Genomic DNA, 22,995 nt, shown 5'->3' with positions numbered 1-22,995 from the left:
CGCCGGTGGGACCGAGGATCCGCCAGCCGCCGAGAAGCACCACCGGGACGCCGCCCCGGCGCATCGCCAGGGCCACCTCGCTGAGCGTCCCCCAGGAGCCGCCGACGGCGATCACCGCGTCCGCGCTCCACACCAGGATCGCGTTGCGCGCCTGTCCCATGTTCGTCACCACGGACATGGACACGTCGGCCGGACCGGGATCGGCGCCGTCGTCGGGGCGTACGCCGATGACCAGGCCGTTGCGGGAGCGGGCGCCGGCGGCGACCGCGGTCATCACCCGGCCGCCGCCTCCGCAGAGGACGGTGACGCCCATCTGGTGGACCGCGACGCCCGGCGGCGCACGTACGAGGCGCGGCTGGCCCAGCTCGGTCCGGTCACCTTCGGCCGGATCGAGGTGGTGCCGTTCGCGGTGGAGCGGCCCGCACCACCTTGCCATGGACGAGGGAACGCGGCGAACGGGCGCCGGTGAAGCACTTCCGCATCGGCCGCGCCAGGAAGACCACACGCGCCCGAGGTCCGGTCAGGTCCCGTCTCCCGGCGGTGGTGGCGCGGCGCCGCGCAGCACCAGCGCGCTGTTGAACCCGTCGAACCCGCGCGCGCCGACCAGCGCGATGCGGCTGCGCGGCCGGCGGGGCGCCCGCAGGAAGTTCAGCTCGCAGCCCTCCGCGGGCCGCTCCGGTCCGGCGGAGGCGGGCAGCAGGTCGTGCTGGAAGGCGAGCAGCGCGGTCGCCGCGTCCAGGGCCGACCCGCCCTGGTGGGCGCGGCCGGTCAGCGGCTTCTGCGTGGTCACCGGCGGGGTCCGGTCGCCGAACACCGCGCGCAGCGCGGCCGCCTCGGCCCGGTCGTGCGCGGGCACGCCGAGCGCGTCCGGCCAGACCACGTCCACGTCGTGCGGCCGGACGCCGGCCCGGTCCAGGGCCAGCCGCAGCGCCCGCGCGTAGTGCGTCGGGTCGGGGCCGGCGTCCGGGTCGGTGGGCGCGGCGTCGTGGGTGGCCGCCCAGCCGGTCACCTCGCCGTAGATCCGGGCGCCCCGGGTCAGCGCGTGCCCCAACTCCTCCACCACGAAGACCGCGCCGCCCTCGGCCGGGACGTACCCGGCGGCCGCCACGTCGAACGGCCGGTACGCCCGCTCCGGGTCGGCCACGTCGCTGAGCAGGCCGGAGCGGAGCTGGCAGGCCAGCGCGTACGGGCTCAGCGGGCACTCGGTCGCCCCGGCGATCACCACCGGGGTGCCCCGACGGACGGTCCGGACGGCGTGGGCGAGGCTGTCCAGCCCGCCGGCGGACTCGGCGACCAGCACGCCGCACGGCCCCTTGAACTGGTGGTGGATGGAGAGCTGTCCGACGCTGGCGGCGTAGAACCAGGCGATCGACTGGTACGCCCCGACCGTCCGGGTCGGACCGCCCCAGAGCCGTTGCAGCTCCCGCTGCCCGAACAGGTTCCCCCCGGACGAGCTGGCCAGGGTGACCGCCCAGCCGTACGGGTCGGGGGCCTGTTCGGGCAGGCCGGCGTCGGCCAGCGCCAGCCGGGTGGCGGCGAACCCGAGGTGCGTCCACCGGTCGGTCTGCACCCGCTGCCGGCCGTCGGCGTACCGGGCGGCGTCGAAGTCGGGCACCTCCCCGGCGACCCGGGTGGGGTAGCCGGCCGGGTCGAAGAGGCTGATCGGCCCGGTGCGCCGGGTGCCGGCGAGGACGGTCGACCAGTGCGCGTCGGCGCCGATGCCGCTGGGCGCCACCACCCCGATCCCGGTCACCACCGCCCGCGCGGTCATGCCGTTGCCGCCAGGCGGCGGACGACCATCGCGGACTGGAAGCCACCGAAGCCGCTGCCGACCGAGAGCGCCACGTCCACCGGCAGCTCGCGGGCCTCGTTGGGCACGTAGTCCAGGTCGCACTCCGGGTCGCGGGTGGTCCAGTTCGCCGTCGGCGGCACCACGCCGTACTCGATGGCGAGGGCGCAGGCGGCCATCTCGATCGAGCCGATGGCGCCGAGCGAGTGCCCCACCATCGACTTGATCGAGCTGATCGGCACCCGGTACGCGGCCGGGCCGAGCGCCCGCTTGAACGCCGCGGTCTCGTGCCGGTCGTTCTGCCGGGTGCCGGAGCCGTGCGCGCTGATGTACGACACGTCGCGCGGGGCGAGCCGGGCCTGCCGCAACGCGTCGCTGATGGCGAGGGCCATCTCCACCCCGTCGGGACGCAGCCCGGTCATGTGGAAACCGTTGCTGCGGCTCGCGTAGCCGGCCACCTCGCAGTAGACGTGCGCACCCCGGCGGCGGGCGTGGTCGGCCTCCTCCAGCACCAGCACCGCGGCGCCCTCGGCCAGGACGAAGCCGTGCCGGTCGGCGTCGAACGGGCGGGAGGCGTGCTCCGGGTCGTCGTTGTCCGGGCTGGTCGCCCCGATGGCGTCGAACGACGCGACGGTGACCGGCGAGATGGGCGAGTCGGCGGCCCCGGCGAGCACCACGTCGGCCTCGCCGTCGGCGATGAGCTGGTGGGCGTACCCGATGGCGTCGATGCCGGAGGTGCAGCCGGTGGAGACCACCTGGGCCGGGCCGTGCAGGCCGTGCCGGCAGGCCACGTCGGCGGCCAGGCTGCTCGGGATCAGCGCCTGGTACAGGTACGGCCCACCGAGGTTGTGGTCGACCAGCCAGCGCCGGCCGGTGTCGCTGACCCGGACGTACTCGCGCTCTAACGCCATGGTCCCGCCGACGGCGGTGCCGAGCACCACCCCGGCGCGCTCCCGCTCGGCGTCGGTGAGGGTCAGGCCGCTGTCGGCGAGCGCCTCCGCCGAGCAGGCCAGGGCGAACTGCACGTACCGGTCGGCGCGCTGCCGCTCGGCGAGGGTGATCCCGGCGGCGTCGGGGTCGAAGTCGCACTCGGCGGCGATCCGGGAGCGGAACGGCGCCGGGTCGAAGAAGGTGATCCGCCGGGTGGCCGTCCGCCCCTCGGTGATCGTCTTCCAGAACCGGTCCCGGGTGGCGCCGCCCGGGGCGACCACCCCGACGCCGGTGACGACGGTGCGCCGGCCGGTCACGACGGGCCCCGCTGCTGGGCGACCTCGGTGTCCACATGGCCGAGCTCCGGGCGGGGGGCCAGCGGGCCCAGGTGGAAGACCACCTCGGCGGGCTCGTCGCCGGTGTTGCGCAGCCGGTGCCGCACGAGTCGCGGCACGAACAGCGCCTCTCCGGCCGCCAGCGGCACCGGTTCGTCGTCGAGGTCCACGGTGATGGCGCCGCGGGCGACGTACAGGAACTCCTCGCTGTAGGGGTGGTAGTGCTCGGCGATCCGCTCCCCCGGCGCGAGCGCGGCCACCCCCATGAAGCCGGAGGTGCTGCCGACGGTCTTGGGCCCGAGCAGCACCCGCAGTTCCCCGCCGCGCCGCCGGTCGGCGGCGACGTCGCGGGCGGCGATGGCGCCGGTGACGATCTCACTCATCGTCGCCTCCCTGGCGCAGCCGCTCGATGCGCTCCTTGATGACCGCCAGCTGGACCCGGCTGTTGGCGTTGATCCGTTCGGTCATCCCGGTGTTGTCGACCGGCGCGGTGGGCTTCATCGCGAAGTCCTGCACCCAGGTCATCCGGGTGCCGGCGGGCACCTCGTCGTAGCGCCAGTGGATGCGCATGTACTCGAACGGGCCGGTCTCCACCCGGTGCGCCCGCACCTGCCGGGTCGCCGGGTCGGCGGTGCGTTCGCTGACCCAGCTCCAGGAGACCCCGTTCTCGTCGGGGTGCATGGTGAGCCGGAACCGGACCGTGTCGCCGGTCTGTTCGAGGATCTCCACCACGGCGTACTCGGTGAACAGCTCGGTCCACCGGGCGACGTCGTTGGTGACCCGCCAGACCAGCGGCAGCGGCGCGTCGATGACCACGCTGTTCTCGGTGTGGCCGGGCGGGTCGGCCCGGCGGGCCACCAGGTCGGCGACGCCCGCGATGCTGAGCTGGCCGGCCTGCTCCGGGATGCGTACCTGCCACCGGTCGGCGACGACGGCGGAGAGTTCGAGCAGGGCCAGCGAGTCCATGCCGAGCTCCTCCAGGCTGGCGGCGGGGCTCCGGGCGGCGGTCTCGGCGTCCAGGCCGCAGTGCGTGACCAGGATGTCGGTGATCTCCGTGGTGAGCGGTCGGTCGGGGGCGACGGTCATCTGTTCCTCCTGAGGGATGCGCCGGGCGGATCGGCGGCGGGGGCGGCGGGCGCCGGTACGTGGGCGCCCGTCGGGGCGGGGTCGGCGAGCAGCCGGTCGACCAGGCCGGTGGTGTGCCGGGCCTTGCGGAAGGCGGCGTCGTCGAGCACCCGCCGGACGAAGGGGATGGTGGTCCGCACGCCGGGGCCGGCGACGTCGAACTCGCCGAGCGCGCGTTCCAGCCGGTCCAGGGCGGACGCCCGGTCCGGCGCCCAGACCGCCACCTTGGCCAGCAGGGAGTCGTAGTGCGGGCTCACCAGGTAACCGGCGTGGCCGTGGGTGTCGACCCGGGTGAACGGCCCGCCCGGCGGCCGGAACCGTTCCAGCCGCCCCGGCGTGGGTGCGAAGTCGCGGTCCGGGTCCTCCACGTTGACCCGGCACTCCACCGACACCCCGTGGAGGCGGATGTCCTCCTGGCGCAGGCGCAGCGGCACGCCGGCGGCGATGTACAGCTGTTCGTGGACCAGGTCGACGCCGGTGACCATCTCGGTGACCGGGTGTTCCACCTGGATCCGACAGTTGATCTCCAGGAAGTGGCACCGTTCCGCCTCGTCGACCAGGAACTCCACGGTCCCCGCGCCGGTGAAGCCGACCGAGAGGGCGCCGCGCAGCGCGGTCTCCGCCAGGCTGCCCAGGGTGGCCGCGGCGAGCGCCGGGGCGGGTGCCTCCTCGACCAGCTTCTGGTGCCGGCGCTGCACCGAACAGTCGCGGGTGCCCAGGTGCACCCCGTTGCCGTGACCGTCGCAGAGCACCTGCACCTCGACGTGCCGGGCGTCGGTCAGGTACCGCTCGACGTACACCCGGTCGTCGCCGAACGCGACCTGCGCGGCGGCCCGGGTGCGGGCGTACGCCCGGGGCAGCGCGGCGGCGGAGCTGACGACGGTCATCCCGCGCCCACCACCGCCGGCCGCGGCCTTCACGATCACCGGATACCCCACCTCGGCGGCCACCTCGAGAGCCTCGGCGACGGTCGGCAGGGTCCGTACGCTGCCCGGCGGCAGCGCCAACCCGGCCCGGCTCATCAGCGCCCGCGCGGTGGACTTGTCGGCCAGCGCGGACATCACCTGCGGCGGCGGCCCGACGAGGACGAGGCCGTTCTCCGCGCAGATCTCGGCGAAGTCGGCGTCCTCGGAGAGGAAGCCGTAGCCGGGGTGGACGGCCTGCGCGCCGGTCTGTCGGGCCGCCTCGACGATCGCCGCCGCGTTGAGGTAGCTCTGCCGGCTCGGCGCCGGTCCGATCCGGATGGTCTCGTCGGCCAGCCGCACCGGCAGGGAGTCGGCGTCGGCGCTGGAGTGCACCACAACCGTGCGTACGCCCAGTTCCCGGCAGGCGCGCAGCACCCGCAGCGCGATCTCGCCCGGGTTGGCGATCAGCACCTTCTCGAACATCATCCACCCGCCTGCCCGGCCGGCTCGAGGGCGAGCAGCGGCTGGTCGTACTCGACGGGCTGGCCGTCGTCGACCAGCACCTCGACCACGCGCCCGGCCTGGTCGGCGGTCACCTCGTTCATCAGCTTCATGGCCTCGACGATGCCGATCACCTGACCGGGACGGATCAGGTCGCCGACGGCGACGAACGGCACCGCGCCGGGTTCCGGGGCCCGGTAGAAGGTGCCGACGACGGGTGCCCGCACCGTGCGCCGGCCGGGCTCGGGCGGCGGCGGTTCGGCGGCCACGACCGGGTCCGGCTCGGTCCGGTGCGCGGGCGCGGCTTCCGCCGGACCGTGCCACTCCACCTCGAGGACGGTGTCGCCGCTGCGCAGCCGGACCCGGCGCACCGGGCCGGCCAGCTCGGCGACGAGCCGGTGGGCGTGCCGGCGCAGGCCGTCGAGGACCGCGTCGGTGCCCTGGCCGGCGCTCATCGCCGTACCACCGGGACGTCGGCGCGGGCGGCGCCGTACCGGCGGAAGCGTTGCCGGCGGCGGCGGACCAGGGTGGCCGGCGGCACGTCGAGCAGCGGGGCGAGGTTCGCCGTCACCGCCCGGGCCAGCAGCTCGGCGGCGGCGGCCGGGTCGTGGTGGGCGGCGGGCGCCGGCTCGGGCACCACCTCGTCGACCACGCCGAGCTGGCACAGGTCCGGCGCGGTGAGCCGAAGCGCGCGGGCGGCCTGCGGGGCGGCGGAGCTGTCCGACCAGAGGATCGCAGCGCAGCCCTCCGGGCTGATCACCGAGTAGACGGCGTGTTCGAGCATCAGCACCCGGTCGGCGACGGCCAGCGCCAGCGCGCCGCCGCTGCCGCCCTCCCCGGTGACCACCGCGACGACCGGGGTGGGCAGCACGCTGAGCGCCAGGATGTTCTCGGCGATCGCCGCCGCCTGGCCCTGCTCCTCCGCGCCCACCCCCGGGTCCGCCCCGGGGGTGTCCACCAGGGTCACCACGGGCAGGCCGAGCCGGGCGGCCAGCCGCATCAGCCGCAACGCCTTGCGGTGCCCGGCCGGGCTGGCCATGCCAAAGTTGCGGGCCACCAGCTCGCCGGTGGTGTGCCCCTTCTGGTGGCCGATCACCATCACCGGCCGGCCGTCGAGCCGAGCCAGCCCGCCGACGATCGCCGGGCAGTCCGCGCCGAGCCGGTCGCCGTGCAGCTCGACGAAGCCGTCGAAGGCGCTCTCCAGGTAGTCCATCGTGGTGGGCCGGCCCGGATGACGCGCCGCGCGGACCGTGTCCCAGGCGTCCCTCCCGGGGCCGTCCGCCGTCGCCGCGAGCGGCGCGTCGGCCGGCGACGGCGGTCGCGGCGCCGGCTGCTGCCGCGGTACGGACGGGCGCTGGCGGGCCCGACGTCCGGCCCGGGCGGCGGCGACCAGCGCGGTCAGCCGCCCGCGCAGCGCGTGCCGGGGCACCACCATGTCGACCTGCCCGTGCCGCAGCAGGAACTCGGCCGTCTGGAAGCCCTCCGGCAGCACGGCGCCGGTGACCTGCTGGATCACCCGCGGGCCGGCGAAGCCGAGCCGCGCGCCGCTCTCCGCGAGCACCACGTCGGTGTTGGTCGCGAAGGAGGCCGCCACCCCGCCGTACGTCGGATCGGTGATCACGCTGATCGTGAGCAGTCCCGCCTCGCGCAGCCCGGCGACGGCCTGGCTCACCGTGGCCATCTGCATCAGCGACAGCGCGCCCTCCTGCATCCGGGCCCCGCCGGAGGCGGTGATCAGCACCAGGGGAACCTCCTCGGCGAGGGCCCGCTCGGCGGTCCGGGTGATCAGCTCACCGACCGCGCAGCCGAGGCTGCCGCCGAGGAAGCGGAAGTCCATCACCGCCAGCGCGATCCGGTGCCCGCCTACGGCCGCGGTGCCGCAGACCACCGCCTCGTCCAGCCCGGTGGCTGCCCGCGCCGCGGTCAGCCGGTGCGGGTACGGCAGCGCGTCGACGAAGCCGATCGGGTCCACCTCCACCGCCCGGTCGGGCAGCGCGGTGAACGAGTCCGGGTCGACCAGCTGCGCCACCCGCGCGGGGGCGTCCAATCGGGAATGCGTGCCGCACTCCGGGCAGACGTCGAGGTTGCGCCGCAGCCGCTTGCGGTACAGCAGCGAGGAGCAGCCGGCGCAGCGGGACCAGAGCTGCTCGTCACGGGGCGCGGTGGTGGTCACGGCCGCCGCCCGGGCGCGTCGAACCGGTAGAAGCAGTGGGCCATCGCGTCCCGGGGCGACTGCCAGTCCGGCAGGTACGGCGAGATGAACGGCCGCAACCGCGCGCTGACCCGGGCGAACTCGGGATGCCCGCGGGCGTTCTCCACCGCGCCGTCGCCCGGCAGCTCCGTCTCCAGCAGATGCACGTAGAGGTCGTGCAGCCGGTACAGCGAGCGGTGCCGGACGCCGACCAGAAGCGGCAGCTCCGTCGCGTCGGACTCGGCGAAGATCTCGGCGATCCGGTCCTCGGCGGTGGGCACCACCTTCGCGACGATGAGCGAACGGTCCATGAAGAGCCTCCACGTGGGCGGGTTCCGGTCCGGCCGGACGACTGTCGACACCATGCCGCCGGGGACGTCACCGCGGCGTCACCCGACGCCACCGCCGCGCGTCAACGAGTCGTGACGCTGCGTTGACGCAAGCTGTGCCTAAGCTATGCGCCCGCTCGAGGCAGCGGCCACGAAGCGACGATTATTCGCAGTTCAGAGCCACTGTCGCCGGCCGCTGTGGACGGTCGCAATGACGACGAATATGTTGACTCAGTGTAACCATCGTTGATAATCTCTGTACCGGTCAGCCCGGGCGGCGTCGGCGTCCGACGCCGCGGCGGAGCCGGTCCGACACCGACGTCGCGGGCAGCCGCGCGCCGGGGCAACGAGGACGGTCGGGACGAGGGTTCCGGGGCAGGGGGTGCGCCCGTGACCGGTCACGCCAGGATGCCGACGGCCGGCGCAGGCCCCGCCCCACGGGTGTCGCTGCAGCTGCTCGGCGGTTTCCGGCTCCTGCACGACGACGTGCCGGTGGTGGTGCCCCGGGGACTGCAACGGGTCATCGCGCTGATCGGCCTGCGGCCGGCCGCGACCCGCAGCCACCTGGCCGGGCTGCTCTGGCCCGAGACCTCCGAGGAGCGGGCGTTGTCGTCGCTGCGTACCGCGCTGTGGCGGCTGCGCCAGGACCCGTGCTGCCCGCTGCTGACCGACGGCGACACCGTCCGGCTCGACCCGACCGTCCACCTCGACACCGACGAGCTGGTCGACGTCGCGACCCAGGTCCGCGACGGCCACGTGCCGGCCGCCGTCGGCACCGCCGGCCGCCACGACCTGCTCCCCGGCTGGTACGACGACTGGGTCCTGCTGGAACGCGAACGGCTGCGCCAGCTCCGGCTGCACATGCTCGAACAGCTCGCCGACAACCATCTCGAGGCGGGCCGGCACGGGGAGGCGCTGGAGGCGGCGCTGGAGGCGATGGCCGCCGAGCCGCTGCGCGAGACGCCGCACCGCCTGGTCGTCCGGATCCACCTGGCGGAGGGGAACGCCTTCGAGGCGGTGCACGCCTTCTACGTCTACCGCGACCTGCTGCTGCGGGAGCTGCGCCTGGAACCCTCCCCGGCGATGTCCGCGCTGCTCGACGACACCCTCGCCCCGATCCGGCACGCCACCCGCGCGACCCCGCCCCGCTCCAGCGTCACCAGTCCGGTACCCGGCGTGACGGAGAGGTGACAGCGGTCTGGGCATGGTGACCCGACACGGTGTCCGACGTCCCTGGGCCTGGGTCAGGGGCACCACCGGTGAGAGGGGTCCCGATGAGTCGTCTGTTGATCGTCAGCCGCATCGTGCCAGGCGCGGAGGGGCGGGTGGCGCAGATCTTCGCCGAGGCCGACGCCGCTGGGCTGCCCGGCCTCACCGGCGTCCGGCACCGGTCGCTGTACTGCCTGCACGACCTGTGCGTACACCTGATGGAGACCACGGACGTCGACCCGGACGCGGCGGCCGGGGCGCGCACCGACCCGCTCTACCGGCAGGTCAACGAGCGACTCTCCGCACACACGTCGCCGTACCTGCCGACCTGGCGCTCCCCCCGGGACGCCGTCGCCGGCTGCTTCTACTCCTGGGACGCCGCCGACGCGCCGGCGTCGGGCCCGGTCCGCTGAGACCGGCGTCCCTGACCCCCGGCACCCAGGGTCCGGGACGCCCCTCGACGGTCCGGGCCGGACGGCACACGCTCGGTCATCCCGTCACCACCCGCCGGCACCGCGTGTCCCAGCAGGGGCGCAAGCCGCCGACCTCCCTGTCGTCCTCGACGTACGTGTGCGAAGCTGCCCCCGGTTTTCTCGCGACTGTCGTTCACATACATAAGAGGGAGGTTTGCCGTGCCGTCGACTTTCGGGCAATGGCTGATCCTGATCCTGGCCCTACTGGTGGGCCTCGCGGCCGGGTGGGTGGTGTGGGGCCGCCAGGCTGCCGCCAGCCCGACGGCGCCCATCGTGGAGGGTGACCCGGTGGCGGAAGCCACCGAGGTCAGCGCCCCGACGACCACCAACGTCGACCACGAGCGGCCGGAGGCCGTCGTGGACGAGGTGCCCCCGCCCGCGGTCACCGAGCAGCCGGCCCCGGCGGAGTACGACGCTCCCCCGGCCGCCGCCACCCTGGCCGCCAACGCCACCACCCTGCCATCGGCCGACGAGCGGGCCGACCACACCGAGGCCGATTCCACCGAGGCCGCGCCAGCCGAGGTCGAGGCCACGTCCGTCACCGCCGCCGAGCCGGCCGAGGCCGAGCCGGCGCACCCCGAGGAGCCGGCGACGCCGGTCACCGCCGAGGTCGAGCCGATCCACGCCGAGGAGCCGGTCACCCCGGCAGCCGCCGAGGCCGAGCCGACGCAGGACGAGGAGCCGGCCGCGCGTCCGGCCACCGTGGTCGCCGACGCCGAGCCGGCCGAGCAGCAGACGCCGACGGCCGATGAGGCCGCCGTGCCGGTCGTCGTCCCGGCTCCCCGGGCCGCCGCGGAGGACAGCTTCACGCCGGACGCCGCGACCACGCCGGCGCAGCCGGAAACGGTTGCCGCGCCCGCCATCGTGGCGAACGGCGCCGCCCCCGCCGAGACCGCGGACGACTTCCGGCGGATCCAGGGCATCGGGCCGAAGCTGGCCACCGCCCTGCAGGCCGCCGGGATCCGCACCTACCGCCAGCTCGGCGACCTGGACGAGGCGGCGCTGCGGGGTACCATCCGCGCCGCGGGCCTGCGCGCCGCCGCCAGCCTCGCCACCTGGCCTCAGCAGGCGAAGGTGCTGGCCGGCGCCCGCGCCGAGGCCGACCAGGTACTCCCGGCGGAAGCCGGCGAGGACGCCTGAGTGTCCCTCCGGGCCGGTGGTGACGATCCGTCGTCGCCACCGGCCCGGGTCACCGGGCGAGGGACTCCGCGTGCTCGGTGAGGACCGCGTCGAGCATGTGGCGGGCCTCCGCCACGCGCACCGGGTCCGGACCGTCGAGCGTGATCAGGGCCTTCCACAGCACCCAACCCCGCCCGCGCGCCCAGGTTGCGTCGTCGACCGCGAGCGCGGCCCGGAACGCCGAGCGGCTCGCGCCGGACAGCAGCGTCCACGCGACCGCCAGATCGCAGGCCGGGTCGCCCATCCCGCAGCAGCCGAAGTCGATGACCGCCGCCAGCCGCCCCTCCCGCACCAGCAGGTTGCCCCAGGCGACGTCACCGTGGAACCAGACCGGCGGCCCCGTCCAGGTGGAGCGCAGCGCCGTCGCCCAGATCTCCCTGACCTCGTCGACCGGGATCCGGTCGCCGAGCACCTCCACCGCCCGCCGGGTCTCCGCGTCGTACGTCGTCAGCGACGCGCCCCGGAAGCAGCTGTGCGCCCCCGCCGGCGGGCCGCCGGCCGGCTCGGGCCGGTGCAGGGCGGCGAGGAAGCCGGCGAGCGTGCGGGCGAACCCGGTCAGGTTGGTGATCCGGTCGACGCGCGCGGTACGGCCGTCGAGCCAGCGGTAGACCGACCAGGCGAACGGATAGCCCTCGCCGGGCTCCCCGAGGGCCAACGGGGTCGGCACCGGCAGCGGCAGCCCGGGCGCGAGGACCGGCAGCCACCGCTGCTCCTTGTCGACCTGCGGCACGTACCCCGCGGCGCTGGGCAGTCGCACGGTCATCGCATCGCCCAGGTGGAAGGTGCGGTTGTCCCAGCCACCGACCGCGACCGGTCGGACCGGCAGGTGGGCCCAGCGCGGAAACTGCGTGGCGATCAGCCGGCGCACCAGCGCCACGTCGATCGGCGGGACCCGGAGCGGTGGGGTGTCGTCCTGCGGCGTCATCGCGGCCAGCGTCGCGGTGCACCCACCCGGTGAGCAACCCATTTTCCGCCGCGACGCTCCCCGGCAGAATCGGACTGATAACCCCAAATCGGGCACACGCCCCGGTGGCCGTCGCTACCGTCGGTGATGGGCCACCGGCCCGCCGCGCCGATCCCGCACCGCAGGAGCAGCTCGTGCCCTTCGCCACGCCGGAGCAGCCCCCGCGACAGAACAGGCCCCCGGTACGCGACCCCGAGTCGCCTCGCCGGGTGACCCTGCTGGAGCTCTTCTTCGACCTGGTCTACGTGGTGGCGCTCACCCTCATCTCCCGCGGGCTGGTCGTCAACGTCAGCTGGGAACACGCCCTGCAGGCCCTGCTCATGCTGATGGCGATCTGGTGGACCTGGGCGATCACCACCCTGGTCACCGACATGTACGACCCGCAGCGTCCCGAGATCAAGCTGCTGATCGCCGCGGTGATGTTCGGGGCGCTGCTGATGACCACCGCCATCCCGGAGGCCTTCGACGGCCGGGGTCTCGTCTTCGCCGGCACGTACGTCGCGATCCATCTCGGTCGCGGCCTGTTCCTCATGCCGGCGGTCCGGCGCCACCCGGAGACCCAGCGCCGGGCGGCCCGGATCTTCATCTGGTTCGCGGTCTCCGCCGTGCCGTGGATCGCGGGCGGGCTCGTCCATGGCGGGGCCCGGGAGGCGCTCTGGGCGCTGGCGCTGGCCATCGACTACCTCGGCTTCCGGCTCGCCTACCCGGTGCCCGGCCTCGGCATGGTGCCGGAGGCCCAGCGCAACGTCACCGCGGAACATCTGTCCGAGCGCTACCAGCAGTTCTTCATCATCGCCCTGGGCGACGCCATCCTGACCATCGGCACCATGTTCAGCCTCGGCCACTCGGAGGCGGAGAACATCGGCGCCTTCACCGTGGCCTTCGTCAGCACCCTGCTGCTCTGGCGAATCTACGTGCACAAGTCCGGCGAGCTGCTGCCGCACGCCATTTCCAGCTCGAAGCGGCCGGGTCGGTTCCTGCTCACCGCCCCGTACACCCACCTGTTGATAGTGGCCGGGGTGGTGACCTCCGCGGCCGGCTTCGAACTGGTGCTGAACGAGCCGACGGGGCGTACGCCGCCGGCCTGGGCGGCGGTCATCCTGGGCGGGCCGGCGCTCTTCCTGGTGGGCCGGGCCTTCTTCGAGTACGAGGTGTTCAGCCGGGTCTCGCTGTCCCGCCCCGGTGGGCTGCTGGCGCTGCTCACCATCGCCCCGGCCGTGCTGTTCCTGCCGCCGCTGTTCGCCGCCGCCGGGGCCATGCTGGTGCTGGCCGGGGTGGCGGTGGCCGACTACCGGCGCAGCCGGGGCCGACCGCCGGAGGAGCCCTCACCGCCGCACTGAGCCGACCCTGGACCGAGCCGCGGCGTGAGCCGACCGCCGCGCCGAGCCGAATCCGCCGGGCATGGTCGCAAACGGCCGTCCGAGCGGTCCCCGCCACCGTTAGCCGTTCGCCGGGATTGGGTACAAGGCCTGCACCTCGAATTCACCACAACCCCCGTGGAGGCAACCCATGCGCGGCACCTCGATATTCGGAGTCCTGGTCGTGATCTGGCTGATCATCGGCGCGATCGCGGCCGGTCAGCGCGGCTACTACAGCAACGACGAGACCAACTGCGCGGAGGCGGGCACGATCCTGGTCACCATCGTGGCCGGCCCGCTGAACTACATCGGCGCCAACCCCAAGGTGGACTGCAAGCTCCCCGAACCGTCCAAGTAGGACCCCGCTCTTCGGCCCGCGCCTGCTCCCCCGAGGCGCGGGCCTGTTCCTGCCCCGGGTCGGACACCTCACCGCCCGCAGTGCGTCCTAGGAGGCTGGGTTCCTGGCCGGCCCCGGTAGCCGGGCGCAGCCCGGTGGGCGCCGCGGTGGGCGTACCGGAACAGCGGCCGGACCAGCGGCGTGGGCCGACGGCCCGGCGCGGACCTCAGCCGCCGACGTGGATGCCGGGGCGGCGGAAGGGGTCGGGCTCGGACTTGCGGATGATCTCCCGGACCACCGGCGGGGTGTCGCCGCGGCCGAGGATCAGATAGCGCAGCAGGTGCGCGAGCGGATTCCCCTCGGACCACTCGAAGTGGGCGTGCGGGCGGACCCCGGTGGCGTCGCGGAGCGCCAGCAGGATCGCCGCGATCGCGTTCGGCACGGCCGGACTGCCGGCCCGCAGCACCCGGTACCCGTCGATCTCCACCCCGTGCACCCGCAGCACCTGGCTGAACTCGGACGGGTCGACCACGTCGATCTCCAGGAAGAGCACGTCCGCGGCGCCGGGCACCGGGTTGATCGCCCGCTGCGCCCGCTCCTTGACCCGGTACTCCTTCACCGTCCCGCTCTGCCGCTTGTTGGCGATCAGGTGCAGCCGGCCGTCGTGGGTCAACGAGTCGGCGATGAACCGCCTGGCGGCCTCGTCGAACTCGATCCGCTCGGCCCGCAGCTCGGTCGTCCGGCTGACCCGGGAGATCAGCGAGACGGCGATGATGCCGGCGATGAACAGCCCGGAGATGGCGATGCCGTCCGGCTTCTCGATCACGTTCGCGGTGAGCGCGTAGAGCAGCACCAGGGACAGCACCGTGAAGCCGACCCCGGCGAAGGGATGCCGCGACCGGTACGCGGAGATGGTCACCGCGATCGCGCCGGAGACCATCATCGCCAGGATCCCGGTCGCGTACGCCCCGGCCTGGGCGTTGACGTCGGCCCGGAACGCGATGGTGATGGCGATGCTGATCAGCGTGTAGACGAGGACGACCGGACGGACCGCCCGGGACCACTCCGGCGCCATGCCGTAGGACGGCAGGTACCGGGGCACGATGTTGATCAGGCCGGCCATCGCGGAGGCGCCGGCGAACCAGAGGATCAGCACGCTGCTGATGTCGTAGACGGTGCCGAACGCCTCGCCCAGGTGCTCGTGGGCCAGGAACGCCAGCGCCCGCCCGTTGGCCGCGCCGCCGGGCTGGAACTCCTTCGGCGGGATCAGCACGGTGGTGACGAAGGTGGTCGTGATCAGGTAGACGGACATGATGAGCGCCGCGGTGGTGAGCAGCTTGCGGGTGTTGCGGATCCGGGACCGGAGCCGCTCCTGCGGGTCGACCCCGTCGCCCTTGACCAGCGGCATCATGCTGACCCCGGTCTCGAAGCCGGAGAGTCCCAGCACCAGCAGCGGGAACGCCAGCACGGCCGGCCCGAGCAGGTCTCCCACGCCGGTGCCCCGGGCGGTGAGGGCATGGGTCCAGCCGTTCAGCACCGCCGGGTCGGCGGCCACCTCGGCCAGCCCCGCGACCACGATCACCGCGTTGAGCCCGAGGAAGACCGCCACCAGCGGGATGGCGACCTGCACCGCCTCGCTGAAGCCCATCAGGAAGACACCGCCGAGGATCAGCAGCAGCAGCACGGTGACCACGACGGCGGCGGAGCCGCCGTGCGGGAAGGACGCCGGCAGGTACGGGTTCTCCAGCAGGTGCACGGTGGCGTCGGCGGCGGAGAGAGTGATCGTGATGATCCACGAGGTGGCCACGAAGCCGAGCAGCACCAGCACGAAGACCTTGCCCCGCCAGAACGGCAGCAGCCGCTCCAGCATGGCCACCGAGCCCTGCCCGTGCGGGCTCTCCTGAGCCACCCGCCGGTACATCGGCAGCATCCCGAACAGGGTCAGCGCCACGATCAGCAGGGTGGCCAGCGGGGAGAGCGCACCGGCCGCCAACGCCGCGATGCCGGGCAGGTAGGAGAGGGTGGAGAAGTAGTCCACGCCGGTCAGGCACATCACCTGCCACCAGGGGTGCGCCTTCGCCTCCGGCTCCCGGGTCTCCGGGCCGACCGGCTGCACACGGTGCTCGAACAGCCACCGGGCCAGTCGGCTGGCGGGCTCGGCCGGCCGGACGGGGGTTTCCACGCACGCCGGGACGGCCCGCGGCCCACGACCGGCCCGTGCGCCGTGCTCCGGTTCGCGGGCCGCGTGGGGCGCGCGCCCGGCACCTGACCGCGCCTGGTCGCGCCGCCCCCGCGTACGCCGGGGCTGCGCCCCGTCCCGCCCGTCCGACATGTGCTCCCCTTCAGACCCTGACCCGACCGTAGGCGGTACCCACGGCGTCGCCCGTCTGAACCGGGCAAGCCGGAAAGATCATCGGGGCGCGAGGGATCGTACCGCCGCGGGCGGCGTCCCGCCGGGTCAGCCGACCGCCGGGGTACGCAGGGCGCGGAGCAGCCCGTCCGGATCGGCGACGGTCACCGTCACCGCCGGGTGGCGCAGCCACCGGCCGGGCGCGAGGGCGGGGACCGGGCTGGCGAAGCGGACGCAGACGCCGGCCGCCGTGCCGGTGCCGAAGGTGACGCCGCCGTCGGCCAGGGAGAGGTGCGGTCCCACCGCCCGCCACCAGCGGTACGGCCCGCCCCGCTCCGCCCCGGTGACGTTGCGCAGGTCGGTACGCAGGCGCCACGGACCGTACCGGACCGTCAGCGCCCCGGCGTCCACCTCCACCACGGCCGTCTCCGGCCGGACTCCGAGCAGGGCGAGGGGCAGCCGGAACGGCGGGTCGAAACGGAACCCGAACCGGCGCGGGGATCCGCCGGTCGGATTGGTCGGGAGCCGATCCGGCTCGCTTCTCGCCATGGACCCGGCGTACCCGGTGCGGGACGACCGACACCGGTCCCGCCGCACCCCGGGCGCCGCTCCCCCGACGCGGGACCGGCCGGCACCCCCCGGGCCGGCGGGTCCCGCACCCGGCTCAGCCGGCCAGGGCGAGCCGGTCGGCGAGCCAGGCGACCCGGTCGTCGCGGACCCGCGTACCGCCCAGGTCGTGCTCCTCGCGGGGGTGGAGCGACACCCGGGCCGCGGGCGCGGCGGCGTACCGGAGCCGGACCCGACGGCCCTGACGGTCAGGAGAGCGCGGCGGTCCAGGCCGACACGTGCGCGTCGAGGTAGGTGGCGGTGTCCCGCCAGTAGGCGCCGTCCTCGGCGTGGATGCGCGCCCAGGGCTGGACGCCGTCCCGGGCGCCCCGCTGGAGCAGGTCGTACATCGCCCGGGCCCGCCGGCCCAGCAGCCCGGCCAGCGCCGGACGGTCCGCCCCGGTCAGGCCGTAGCCGTCCACGAAGACCCGCAGCCGCCGCGCGGACTCCCGCACCGGCCGGTCCGGTCGCATCCCGGCCATGCTCTGCGCCGCGTACGCCAGCTCCCACAGGCGGGTGCCCGGCCCGGCGCAGTCCCAGTCGATCAGCACCCAGCCGCGCGGCGAGCGGACCAGGTTCCACGGCGCCGCGTCGTGGTGGCAGACCAGCTCCTCGCCGTCGGGCGGGATGACCCGCTGCCACATCGCCGCCGCCGGGGGTACGAAACCGGCCGTGGCGCGGTGCAGTTCGGCCAGGAGGGCCCCGATCGATGCCAGCTCGGCCGGGGCGTACGTGCCAGCGGGGTCGCCGGGCTCCCCCGGCACGTACTCCAACACCTGGCGGCCCTGGGCGTCCCTGCCGAGCGGCCGGGGCGCGCCGGTGAAGCCGGCCTCGTGCAGGTGGCCCAGCAGCGCGTCGACGCCGTCGGTCCACGGGCCGACCGGCCGCCGGATGGTGTCCCCGACCCGGACCACCCCCGCGGTGACGTTGCCAGTCAGCGGCACCTCGGTCCCCGTCATCCGGCCATCCTCGCACCCCGGCGTCGGCACGACGATGTCCCCGCGTTCCGCCCCACGACGGAACGCGGGGACCCCCCGTCCCGACTACTGCAGGAACGCCCCGAGGGGCGAGAGCAGCAGCCGGCCGAGCAGCGCGGCGTTGTCGTCCAACCGCGTCCGCTCACACTCGTGGGCCTCCGGATCGTGCCGGCAGCGCCAGATCTTCTGCGCGTTGCGCCAGGCGACGTTCCGGGTGTACTCCACCAGTTCGCCCTGGTACCAGTCGTCGATGTCGCCGTTCACCATGTCGATCATGAGCTGCCAGTGGTCCAGGTAGCCCCGGCGCAGCTCGGGGATCCGCTCGGCGAAGATCTTGTTGATCTCCAGGTAGTCGTGGTGCTGGTCGCTGTCGTCGACCGGCTCGGACTCCAGGCTCTCGAGGGTGGTCACCACCGCGAACGGCAGGTCGAAGTTGATGTGCGCGTTCACCCCGGCGGCGGCCGACGGCAGCGGCCGGGCGTCCGGGCCGCGCATCCGCTGGAACAGGCAGGACCAGGCCTTCGGCGTGTTCGGGCTCGACTCCGTCCAGAACCGCAGCGCGTCGAAGTAGCGGGCGGCGAACTCGACGTCCAGCCGGGCCAGGAAGGCCGGGTCGGCGAAGCGGTCGTCGTAGAGGCCGTCCAGCACGGTGCTGGTGATGGTCAGGTAGAGCTTGTTGAAGTCCGCGAGGGGACAGCTCGCCTCCAGCGGCGGCAGCCGGACCAGCAGGTCCTGCAGCTTGGTCAGGTGGTCGACGACCGCCGGCACGTCGGCCGGGTGGTCGGCGAGCAGCCCGACGATGTCGTCGTGCACTGGACCCCAGACCGGTTCGGTCATCTCTCCTCCACTGTGGCCGGTCACCCCCGTGCCGCCGGTGACGTGGGACAGCCTTCCAGCCGCGCCGGTCGGCCGGATCAGTAGAACGACGTATGTCGGGTGCCCGGTCCTACGCCGGTAAGGCGGGGTTGCGCAGGAAGATCGCGCTCGCCTGCACCCGGGTACGGACCTGGAGCTTGTCGAAGATGTGCGAGACATGCACCCCGATGGTCCGCTCGCTGATGAACAGCCGCTGGCCGATCTCCTTGTTGGTCAGCCCCTCGGCGACCGCCGCCAGCACCTCCCGCTCCCGGGCGGTCAGCACGGCCAGCTCGTCGACGGCCGGCTCGACAGGAGGCGCCGCGGCGGGACGGCGCGGGGCCGGCGCCGGCGGCCCCCCGGCGAGGGCGGGCCGCTCCTCCAGCGTCACCCGGGCCCGGCCGGCCAGGGTGCGGATCTCCGAGCTCAACGGCAACGCGCCGAGGCCCTGCGCCATCTGGTACGCCTGCCGCAGCAGCTTGCCGGCGGTGGCCACCCGGCTGCGCCGGGCCAGCAGCGCCTCGGCCTGCCGCAGGCGCGAATACGCCGCCGGGTACGGGTGGTTCCGGCGGTCCCACTCGGCCGCAGACCGGGCCCACAGCTCCGGATCGCCCCGGCCGTCGAGCCGGCTCAGCTCGGCCGCGCAGAGCGCGAGGAAGCCGTCGACGATGTAGCGCACCGGGCGGCCGGCGTGCTCGCTGTTGCGGGCCACCCGGTCGACCACCTCGCGCAGCCGGCGGACCGCCATCTCGTCCACCGCGACGGTGCGGCTGGCGTGCGCCTCCGCCTCCGCCCGCAGGCCATGCCAGGCCAGCGTGGCCAGCACGATGACGTCGTCGGAGCGGCTCTCGGTCAGGCCACGCTGGACGGCCTGCCGGGCCAGGTCGTGCCGCCCCTCCCACATCGCCAACCCGGCGCGCAGGATCAGCATCGGCAGCACGTGCCGGGCGCCGCCGCCGGCCAGCACGGTCGCCACCGCCTCCAGGTCCCGGTCGGAGGCCTCGATGTCGCCGTACCCGACGGAGAGCCGGCAGCGGGCCAGCAGCAGCTCGACCGCGTCCGCGCCGGACGGGCGGTGCCGCAGCGCCGCCGCGACCACCTTCTCCGCCTCCGACCACTGCCCCACCCGGAACAGGCCGTTGGTGGCGATGGCCAGCAGACGGGTCTCCCAGGTGCGGCCCAACCCCAGCTCGGCAACCCGCTCCGCGCCCCGGCGGGCCACCACCACACCCTCCTCAAGGATGTTCAGCGGGCCGGTCAGCAGCTCCGCCAGGTGCAGGTACGCGCAGGCCACGTCCTCCGGCCGGCCGGACCGTTCGGCGATCTCCACCGCCTCCCGCATGACTGCCAGCCCCGCGTCGGGGTCCTCGAGGAAGGCCTCGCTGAAGCCGAGCGCGGCGCTGGCCAGCACCACCTCCGAAGTGGAGCCCTCGACCGCGCCGGCGAGCCGCAACGCCTCCCTGGCCTGCTCGCCGGCCTCCGCATACCGGCCGAGGTGCAGCAGCAGCTCGGCCAGGTGGGCGGCGGCGGTCGCGCGCTGCCGCGAGGTGCAGTCGGCGGCCGCAAGCGCCCGGCGGTACTCCGCCTCGGCCGGCGCGGACCGGCCGGCGGCGGCCAGGTAGCGGGCCCGCCGGATGTGCAGGGCGCAGGTCGGCGGGCCGGCCGGATCCCGGGCCAGCTCCTCAAGGAGGGCCAGCGCCCGGGCGTGCTCGCCGCAGTGGTGCGCCGCCTCGGCCGCGTGTGCCAGCAGCGCGGCGCGATCCACCTGAACCGGGGTGACCCGCTCCTGGTCCGGCGGGATCACGGCCGGGGCGTCGGCCAACTGCAGGGCCACCGACCAGTGCCGGTGCGCCTCGGCGTAACCGTGCAGCCGTTCGGCCTCCCGGGCGGCGGCCATCGCGGCCGGCAGCGCGCGGGCCGGCTCACCGGCCAGCCGCCAGTGGTGGGCCAGCCGGGCCTGGTGCAGCTCCGCGGTGGCCGAGGTCAGCGCCTCGGCGTAACGCCGGTGCAGGGCGGACCGTTCGGCGGGCAGCAGCTCGTGCGCCAGCACCTCGGCGACCAGCCGGTGGCGCAGCCGGTAGCCCTCGTCGGCGCCGACCAGCAGCCGGTGCGCCACCGCAGCCCGCACCGCCTCGATCAGCTCCTCCTCCGGCAGTCGGACGACCTGGGCCAGCAACCAGTGCTCGACCGGCTCGACACCGGCGGCGACCGCGTGCACCACCGCGTGGGCGTGCTGCGGCAGGGCGTCGACCCGGGCCAGGAAGATCTCCCGGAGCGTGTCGGAGAGCCCGTCGCGACCCTCGCGCAGGTCCCGGGCGAGTTCCTCGGCCACGAACGGATTGCCGCCGCTGCGCTGCCAGACCAGCTCGGCCGCCTCGGGGGTCAGCGGCCGGCCGACCACCGCTGCGGCCAACCGGTCGGTGTCCGCCCGGTCCAGCGGCGCCAGGTCGACCACCCGGACCGACCGCAGGCGACGCAGCTCGGTCAGGACGCGGCGCAGCGGGTGAGCGCCCTGCAGCGCCTCCGCCCGGATCGCGGCGAACACCGACAGTTGCAGGTCGCCGAGGCCGGCGAGCAGGTAGAGCAGCAGCTGCCGGGTGCTCCGGTCGACCCACTGCAGGTCGTCCAGCACGACGACCAGCGGGCGACCGGCGGCGACCAGGTGCAGGCCGCGGGAGACCCGCTCCAGCAAGGCGCCGGCGCCGTCCGGCCCCGGGGTCTCGTCGTCGAACATCTGCAGCAGGCCGCGCACCGCCGAGGAGGTGCGGGCCTGCGGTGCGGTCAACTCGGCGTCGAACCGGCGCAGCGCCTGCCGCAGCGGATGCAGCGGGGAGGCGTCCCCGATGTCCAGGCAGGTACCGGTCAGCACCAGCGCGCCCGCGTCCCGCAGCCGCGCGCTGACCTCACCCAGCAGCCGGGTCTTGCCCACCCCGCTCTCGCCGGTGAGGAAGACCGCTGCGGTGTGCCCCTGTGCGACGTCGTCGAGCAGCGCCGACCGCAGCGCCGCGAGCTGGTCGGCACGGCCGACGAGCGGCGCGGTGTCCACATCGCTGGCCATGGCTCGCAGCCTAATCACAGAGTCCCCGACCGTTCTACGGGCTCAGGGCGCTTGTGGTACTCCTCGCGTCGACATTGCGACTAAAGGTTGCGGGTGGCCGACATACGTCGTTCTGCCGATCCCCCGAGAACCCGGTGGTGGAAGTCTCCGGAGGTCATCAGGCACCGGATCGGGGCGAGGGGTGGGTGCGATGCCAATGTCCACGACGGTGGGAAGTCGGGATGTCGTCGGCTCGGCACGATGGCCGGTGCCGGAGGAGAGACGCACGGTCACCGTGCTCTTCGCCGACATCGTCGGGTCGACCGGTCTGACCGAACGACTCGACCCGGAGGACGTGCGGGCCCTGCAGCGCGCGTACTTCGACACCGTGGCCGGGGTAGTGCGCCGGTGGAACGGCGTGGTGGAGAAGTACATCGGCGACGCGGTCATGGCCCTCTTCGGCGCGCACGCCTCCGACGGCTTCGACGCGTACCGGGCGGTGCGTGCCGGGCTGGAGATCCAGCGGGCCGTCGACCGGCGGGCACCGGCCGGCACCCGGTTGCGGGTCCGGGTCGGGGTGGCCACCGGCGAGGTGCTGGTGGACCTCGCCGCCACCCGCGACGGCGGTCACGGCACCGCCAGCGGCGCGGTGATCACCACCGCGGCCCGCCTGCAGGAGTACGCCCCGCCCGGCGCCGTCGTGGTCTGCGCCGCCACCCAGCGGGCCACCGCCGGCCTGGTGGAGCAGCGACCGCTGGCGACCATGACGGTCGCCGGAAAGGCGCTGCCGCTGGACGTCTGGCGGGTGACCGGGACGGGCCGTCCGCGTCCCACCCCGCACCACGGCCCCCTGGTCGGCCGGCGACGGGAACTGGCCACCGTGAGCGACGAGATCGCCCGGGCGGTCCGGGACCGCCGGCCCCGCTGGATCTCGCTGGCCGGCCCGGCCGGCAGCGGACGCAGTCGGCTGCTGCACGAGCTGGTGCGGGCGGTGTCGACGGTGGACGGGCACCCGGTGCGCTGGTGCGTCGCGCACTGCCCGCCGTACGCCCAGGGGGGCCTGGCGCCGCTGGCCGACATGGTCCGCGGGTTCGCCGGGGTCCGCGACACCGACCCGCCGCCGACCGTACGCCGGCGGCTGACCACGGCGCTCGAGGGACTGCTCCCGCCCGTGCGGCGGGGCCCGACGGCGCACGCGCTGGCGGAGCTGCTCGCCGCGCCGGAGGACGCCGGGGCCGCCGGCCGGGGCGCGGACGTCTGGCGCCAGCTCCTGCTGGAGCTGGCCGCCGGGCAGCCGGTGGTGGTCGCGGTGGACGACCTGGACCGGGCGGCGCCGGCGATGACCCGCGTCCTGCACCGGCTCTGCGCCGCGGCCACCGAGCGCGGCCTGCCGCTGGCGGTGATCGCCACCCCCGGCCCCGGCTGGGCGGACGTGCTGCCCGGCGCCGGCGACCGGCGTCGGCGGGTGCCGCTGTCCCCGCTCGGCGCGGTCGACACCGGACGGCTGCTGCGGCACCTGCTCGACCGGGCCGGCCGGCCCGGTCG

21 protein-coding genes and 1 pseudogene are annotated in these 22,995 nt (G+C 74.8%); 7 read left to right on the top strand and 15 right to left on the bottom strand.

The genetic code is table 11. The features are described from left to right. Nucleotides 1-88: 88 nt before the first annotated feature. Nucleotides 89-274, bottom strand: a pseudogene (locus tag SLP03_RS17730) (hypothetical protein); the annotation flags it as partial. A 42-nt stretch (nt 275-316) separates the two neighbouring features. Between SLP03_RS17730 and SLP03_RS17725 the strand changes: the two are divergent. Next, nucleotides 317-469: a hypothetical protein gene (locus SLP03_RS17725; protein WP_319461710.1), complete on the top strand. Its 153-nt coding sequence runs from the start codon at nt 317-319 to the stop codon at nt 467-469. Nucleotides 470-520: 51 nt separating this feature from the next. Here the strand turns inward: SLP03_RS17725 and SLP03_RS17720 are convergent, their stop codons facing one another. From SLP03_RS17720 to SLP03_RS17685, 8 genes are read right to left on the bottom strand one after another with little or no spacing between them, the layout of a single operon-like run. Then, complete coding sequence (locus SLP03_RS17720; protein ID WP_319461709.1) at nt 521-1,771, bottom strand: beta-ketoacyl synthase N-terminal-like domain-containing protein; 1,251 nt, start codon at nt 1,769-1,771, stop codon at nt 521-523. After that, the gene (locus SLP03_RS17715; protein ID WP_319461708.1) at nt 1,768-3,036 is read right to left on the bottom strand and encodes a beta-ketoacyl-[acyl-carrier-protein] synthase family protein; all 1,269 of its coding nucleotides are present in this window, start codon (nt 3,034-3,036) and stop codon (nt 1,768-1,770) included. Before SLP03_RS17715 ends, SLP03_RS17720 begins: the two co-directional genes overlap by 4 nt. After that, entirely contained in the window at nt 3,033-3,437 is a 405-nt protein-coding gene (locus SLP03_RS17710; protein WP_319461707.1) for a cupin domain-containing protein, read from the bottom strand. Before SLP03_RS17710 ends, SLP03_RS17715 begins: the two co-directional genes overlap by 4 nt. Next, nucleotides 3,430-4,140: an SRPBCC family protein gene (locus SLP03_RS17705; RefSeq protein ID WP_319461706.1), complete on the bottom strand. Its 711-nt coding sequence runs from the start codon at nt 4,138-4,140 to the stop codon at nt 3,430-3,432. The genes SLP03_RS17710 and SLP03_RS17705 overlap by 8 nt, the downstream gene beginning before the upstream one ends. Next, nucleotides 4,137-5,567: an acetyl/propionyl/methylcrotonyl-CoA carboxylase subunit alpha gene (locus tag SLP03_RS17700; RefSeq protein ID WP_319461756.1), complete on the bottom strand. Its 1,431-nt coding sequence runs from the start codon at nt 5,565-5,567 to the stop codon at nt 4,137-4,139. Before SLP03_RS17700 ends, SLP03_RS17705 begins: the two co-directional genes overlap by 4 nt. Then, on the bottom strand, nt 5,567-6,040 hold the full coding sequence (accB, locus tag SLP03_RS17695; RefSeq protein ID WP_319461705.1) for an acetyl-CoA carboxylase biotin carboxyl carrier protein: 474 nt from the start codon (nt 6,038-6,040) through the stop codon (nt 5,567-5,569). The genes SLP03_RS17700 and accB overlap by 1 nt, the downstream gene beginning before the upstream one ends. Continuing rightward, nucleotides 6,037-7,758 carry an acetyl-CoA carboxylase carboxyltransferase subunit alpha gene (locus SLP03_RS17690; protein WP_319461704.1) on the bottom strand — a complete coding sequence of 574 codons (1,722 nt, stop codon included), beginning with the start codon at nt 7,756-7,758 and terminating at the stop codon, nt 6,037-6,039. Before SLP03_RS17690 ends, accB begins: the two co-directional genes overlap by 4 nt. Then, nucleotides 7,755-8,087, bottom strand: coding sequence for a TcmI family type II polyketide cyclase (locus SLP03_RS17685; protein ID WP_319461703.1), 333 nt, complete (start codon nt 8,085-8,087; stop codon nt 7,755-7,757). The genes SLP03_RS17690 and SLP03_RS17685 overlap by 4 nt, the downstream gene beginning before the upstream one ends. A 426-nt stretch (nt 8,088-8,513) precedes the next feature. On the opposite strand from SLP03_RS17685, the gene SLP03_RS17680 reads away from it, so the two are divergent. The 3 genes from SLP03_RS17680 (at nt 8,514) to SLP03_RS17670 (ending at nt 10,927) form a co-directional block, all read left to right on the top strand. Then, nucleotides 8,514-9,296, top strand: coding sequence for an AfsR/SARP family transcriptional regulator (locus SLP03_RS17680; protein WP_319461755.1), 783 nt, complete (start codon nt 8,514-8,516; stop codon nt 9,294-9,296). Nucleotides 9,297-9,379: 83 nt separating this feature from the next. Further along, nucleotides 9,380-9,727: a TcmI family type II polyketide cyclase gene (locus SLP03_RS17675; RefSeq protein WP_319461702.1), complete on the top strand. Its 348-nt coding sequence runs from the start codon at nt 9,380-9,382 to the stop codon at nt 9,725-9,727. Between the two features lie 219 nt (nt 9,728-9,946). Further along, nucleotides 9,947-10,927: a hypothetical protein gene (locus SLP03_RS17670; protein ID WP_319461701.1), complete on the top strand. Its 981-nt coding sequence runs from the start codon at nt 9,947-9,949 to the stop codon at nt 10,925-10,927. Between the two features lie 49 nt (nt 10,928-10,976). On the opposite strand, the gene SLP03_RS17665 is transcribed toward SLP03_RS17670, so the two are convergent. Beyond that, the gene (locus tag SLP03_RS17665) at nt 10,977-11,891 is read right to left on the bottom strand and encodes an aminoglycoside phosphotransferase family protein (RefSeq protein ID WP_319461700.1); all 915 of its coding nucleotides are present in this window, start codon (nt 11,889-11,891) and stop codon (nt 10,977-10,979) included. 173 nt (nt 11,892-12,064) lie between these two features. Here SLP03_RS17665 and SLP03_RS17660 point away from each other — a divergent pair, with 173 nt between their 5' ends. Both SLP03_RS17660 and SLP03_RS17655 read left to right on the top strand, forming a co-directional pair. Then, nucleotides 12,065-13,270, top strand: coding sequence for a low temperature requirement protein A (locus tag SLP03_RS17660; RefSeq protein WP_319461699.1), 1,206 nt, complete (start codon nt 12,065-12,067; stop codon nt 13,268-13,270). Between the two features lie 169 nt (nt 13,271-13,439). Then, on the top strand, nt 13,440-13,646 hold the full coding sequence (locus SLP03_RS17655; RefSeq protein WP_319461698.1) for a hypothetical protein: 207 nt from the start codon (nt 13,440-13,442) through the stop codon (nt 13,644-13,646). A gap of 205 nt (nt 13,647-13,851) precedes the next feature. Here the strand turns inward: SLP03_RS17655 and SLP03_RS17650 are convergent, their stop codons facing one another. The 5 genes from SLP03_RS17650 to SLP03_RS17630 all read right to left on the bottom strand — a co-directional run bounded on the left by SLP03_RS17650 (nt 13,852) and on the right by SLP03_RS17630 (nt 21,471). Next, entirely contained in the window at nt 13,852-15,957 is a 2,106-nt protein-coding gene (locus SLP03_RS17650) for an amino acid transporter (protein WP_319461697.1), read from the bottom strand. Between the two features lie 126 nt (nt 15,958-16,083). Continuing rightward, nucleotides 16,084-16,524 (bottom strand): hypothetical protein, encoded by a 441-nt coding sequence (locus tag SLP03_RS17645; protein WP_319461696.1) that lies wholly within the window; start codon nt 16,522-16,524, stop codon nt 16,084-16,086. 266 nt (nt 16,525-16,790) lie between these two features. Next, nucleotides 16,791-17,540 carry a phosphotransferase enzyme family protein gene (locus SLP03_RS17640; RefSeq protein WP_319461695.1) on the bottom strand — a complete coding sequence of 250 codons (750 nt, stop codon included), beginning with the start codon at nt 17,538-17,540 and terminating at the stop codon, nt 16,791-16,793. Nucleotides 17,541-17,624: 84 nt separating this feature from the next. Further along, complete coding sequence (locus SLP03_RS17635; protein ID WP_319461694.1) at nt 17,625-18,395, bottom strand: DUF5995 family protein; 771 nt, start codon at nt 18,393-18,395, stop codon at nt 17,625-17,627. A 109-nt stretch (nt 18,396-18,504) separates the two neighbouring features. Next, nucleotides 18,505-21,471: a helix-turn-helix transcriptional regulator gene (locus SLP03_RS17630; protein WP_319461693.1), complete on the bottom strand. Its 2,967-nt coding sequence runs from the start codon at nt 21,469-21,471 to the stop codon at nt 18,505-18,507. 247 nt (nt 21,472-21,718) lie between these two features. On the opposite strand from SLP03_RS17630, the gene SLP03_RS17625 reads away from it, so the two are divergent. After that, nucleotides 21,719-22,995: adenylate/guanylate cyclase domain-containing protein (locus tag SLP03_RS17625; RefSeq protein ID WP_319461692.1), on the top strand; the 1,277-nt coding region annotated here is incomplete at its 3' end.

It is taken from the genome of Micromonospora sp. RTP1Z1 (assembly GCF_033804685.1).
Classification (GTDB): domain Bacteria; phylum Actinomycetota; class Actinomycetes; order Mycobacteriales; family Micromonosporaceae; genus Micromonospora.
This window is presented reverse-complemented; position numbering and strand designations above follow the sequence as displayed.